The organism is Verrucosispora sp. SN26_14.1, assembly GCF_004307965.1.
Lineage (GTDB): Bacteria > Actinomycetota > Actinomycetes > Mycobacteriales > Micromonosporaceae > Micromonospora.
Window position 1 is genome coordinate 1 of record NZ_SISL01000615.1, and the last position, 2,844, is coordinate 2,844.

A 2,844-nucleotide genomic window follows, 5' to 3' on the forward strand; every position below is an offset into this window, starting at 1 on the left:
AGCCGGGCCAGCTCGACCGGACCGACGCCCCGCTCCGCCGCCCGCATCAGCAGGTCGCGGAGCTGGGCGGCGAACGCCCGGGTACGCAGTGCCGGTCGCAACTCCTCCGGCCAGCCACCCGGTTCGTCGCCGGGCTCCTCCCCCACCACGTCCAGCAACTCACGGATGATCAGATCCTGCTCCGGACCGGTGAGCAGCCGTGGCGACGGCTCACCCCGCTCGGCGGCGGCCCGCCGCAACAACCCGAAGGCGTACGCCGGGAAGGTCCGCACCAGCGGCTCCCGCACCACCCGCCGCCCGTTCGCGGCGATCCGCGCCTCGATCCGGTGCCGCAGGTCGACCGCGCCCCGGCGACTGAAGGTGAGCACCAGGACCCGCTCCGGATCGACCCCCTCCTCGACCCGGGCGGCCACCGCCTCGACGAGCGTGTGGGTCTTCCCGGTGCCCGGTCCTCCGAGGACGAGCATCGGCCCGTCGGTGTGTGCCACGACCTCGGCCTGCCGAGGATCCGCCGACGTCTGCTCCCCGCCGGACGCGGGTGCGGGTGCGGGCGCGGACGCGGGTGCGGGTGCGGACGGCGGGCCGGCCAGGTCCGGAGAATGCCCGGTGGCCGGGTCGTTCTCCTGGGTCGGCCCGCCGGACCGACGCACCAACCGGTACGCCTGCATCCCGCCATCCCATCACGGCCCTGCGACACTGCCCGACGCGCCACACCCGCCGACGACCCGACGCCCACCCGTCCTCACCGGTCCCGTCCGCTGGTCCCGGTCGCCGCTCCCTCGCCGGCCCCGGCAGTGACGTGCGGTGGTTCGCGTGCCACCACCCCGACCGGTACCCCGCTGGTCGCCCTTTGCTCTGCTTCACCCCACGCAACGGTTCGGACGAACTTCTGTTGCGCGGGGTGAAGCAGAGCAAAGGCGGCGAGCAGGTATACCCCGGGAGTCGGCTCAACCCGAGACGGCGCGACCCGAGACGGCGCGAATCACCACACCGGCGTGCGGCACCGGGCCACCGCCCGGTGCCCCTCGGTGAGCGCGGCCGCGTGGGGCAGGCGGCAAGGGTCAGGCGCGGTGTGGGTGGCGCCGCCTAGGTGAGGGCTGCCTCGATGACGTCGAGGGCGGTGGGGACGGTGTCGGCGACCTGGACGAGATCGAAGCCGGCGGGCTTGAGGAAGCTCTGGTCGGTGACCGCGCGCAGCCAGTCCATCAACGGGGTGTAGAACCCGTCGGTGTCCACCATCACCATCGGTTTGCGGTGCAGGGCCAGGGTGGCGGTGGTCCAGACCTCGAAGAGTTCGTCGAGGGTGCCCAAGCCACCGGGCAGGGTGAGGAACGCGTCCGACTTCTCGACCATGAGGACCTTGCGGTTGGCCATCGAGTCGGTGATCAGCAGTTCGTCGGAGGCGACGTCGGCGACTTCCAGGTCGACCAGCACCTGCGGGATGATCCCGACGGTCCGGCCGCCGGCCGCGCGGGCCCCCTCGACCAGCGCGCCCATCATGCCGACGCGACCACCTCCGCTGACCAGCGTGTGCCCTCGTCGGGCGAGTTCCGCGCCGGTGGCCTCGGCGAGGTCGAGCCACCGTTGGTCGAGGGTACGGGAGGAGGCGCAGAACACGCAGATCGCCGCCACCTCAGCGCTCCGCCTGCTCGGCCCGCTCGGCCGACTCGGCTGCCGCCTGCTGGTCCGCTGCGGTACGGGCCACCGCGTCGGCGCGTACCGCCTCCTGCTCGGTATTGAGCGCGGCCTCGGCCTCCACGATGTGCCGGACCGCCGCGGCGACGTCGTCGGTGACGCAGATCAACTCCAGGTCGACCGGTCCGATCTTGCCCTCGGCGGCCATCGTGTCGCGCAGCCAGTCGAGCAGCCCCTGCCAGTACTCGGCACCCATCAGCACCACCGGGAAGCGGGTCACCTTGCCGGTCTGCACCAGGGTGAGCGCCTCGAACAGCTCGTCCATCGTGCCGAAGCCGCCGGGCAGCACGACGAACGCCTGGGCGTACTTGACGAACATGGTCTTGCGGGCGAAGAAGTAGCGGAAGTCGATGGCCAGGTCGACCCACTCGTTGATGCCCTGCTCGAAGGGGAGTTCGATGCCGAGACCGACGGAGTGCCCACCGGCCTCGCTCGCGCCCCGGTTGGCCGCCTCCATCACGCCGGGTCCACCCCCGGTGATCACCGCGTAGCCGGCACGGGCCAGGGCCGCGCCGAGCGCCTCGGCGAGCTGGCACTCCGGGCTGTCCGGCTTGCTCCGGGCGCTACCGAAGACGCTGACGGCGGGCGGCAGGTCGGCGAGGGTGTCGAAGCCTTCGACGAATTCGGAGAGTATCCGTAGCGCCCGCCAGGCGTCCTTGGTCTTCCAGTCCGCGCGGGTCCGCGAATCCAGTAGCCCTTGGTCCGCTGTGCTGGTGGTGATCGCCTGGCGGCGCAGTGTGACGGCGCCGCGGTGCCGCTCCCGTCCTGGTTCGCGGCGGTTGCTCTGAGTCATGGGAGCAACCGTAGTGGAGTTCCGCCGGGGCGCCCGGCAAACACTTCGTGATCTTGTGCAACCAATTCGCTTTCCCGTACGTCTTACTATTCACATACCGGGTATGCCCGGCGCGCAGGCTTCGGGGGAGGAGACAGCGTGATCAGCAGCAACGAACGGATCCGGATGAGGCGTCAGATGCAGCGACGCATCCGCGACGTGGTGGCCGAGCGCCGCCGTACCCGGCTGCTCGAAGACCCGCCCGAACCGCCCGCGGAGCCCGCTTCCGACACGGCGCTCACCCGCGTGTAGCGCGGGGCCTGGACACCCTGCGCCTGAGCCCCGCGCGCCGGTCACCCGGGCGGGCGCGGCGGCAC

General features: G+C 71.9%; 4 protein-coding genes. 1 reads left to right on the plus strand and 3 read right to left on the minus strand.

The window, feature by feature from the left end; all coding sequences use genetic code 11:
- From EYA84_RS29955 to EYA84_RS29965, 3 genes are all read right to left on the minus strand, one after another.
- A partial coding sequence (locus EYA84_RS29955) for a UvrD-helicase domain-containing protein (protein WP_153227124.1) occupies nucleotides 1–668 on the minus strand: 668 nt, incomplete at its 3' end.
- Between the two features lie 418 nt (nucleotides 669–1,086).
- A complete protein-coding gene (locus EYA84_RS29960; protein WP_131057487.1) occupies nucleotides 1,087–1,632 on the minus strand; it encodes a TIGR00730 family Rossman fold protein in 546 nt (181 codons plus the stop codon).
- Nucleotide 1,633: 1 nt separating this feature from the next.
- A complete protein-coding gene (locus EYA84_RS29965) occupies nucleotides 1,634–2,488 on the minus strand; it encodes a TIGR00730 family Rossman fold protein (RefSeq protein WP_131057490.1) in 855 nt (284 codons plus the stop codon).
- Nucleotides 2,489–2,626: 138 nt separating this feature from the next.
- Between EYA84_RS29965 and EYA84_RS33050 the strand changes: the two genes are divergently transcribed.
- The gene (locus EYA84_RS33050; protein ID WP_162854397.1) at nucleotides 2,627–2,779 is read left to right on the plus strand and encodes a hypothetical protein; all 153 of its coding nucleotides are present in this window, start codon (nucleotides 2,627–2,629) and stop codon (nucleotides 2,777–2,779) included.
- Nucleotides 2,780–2,844: the final 65 nt, after the last annotated feature.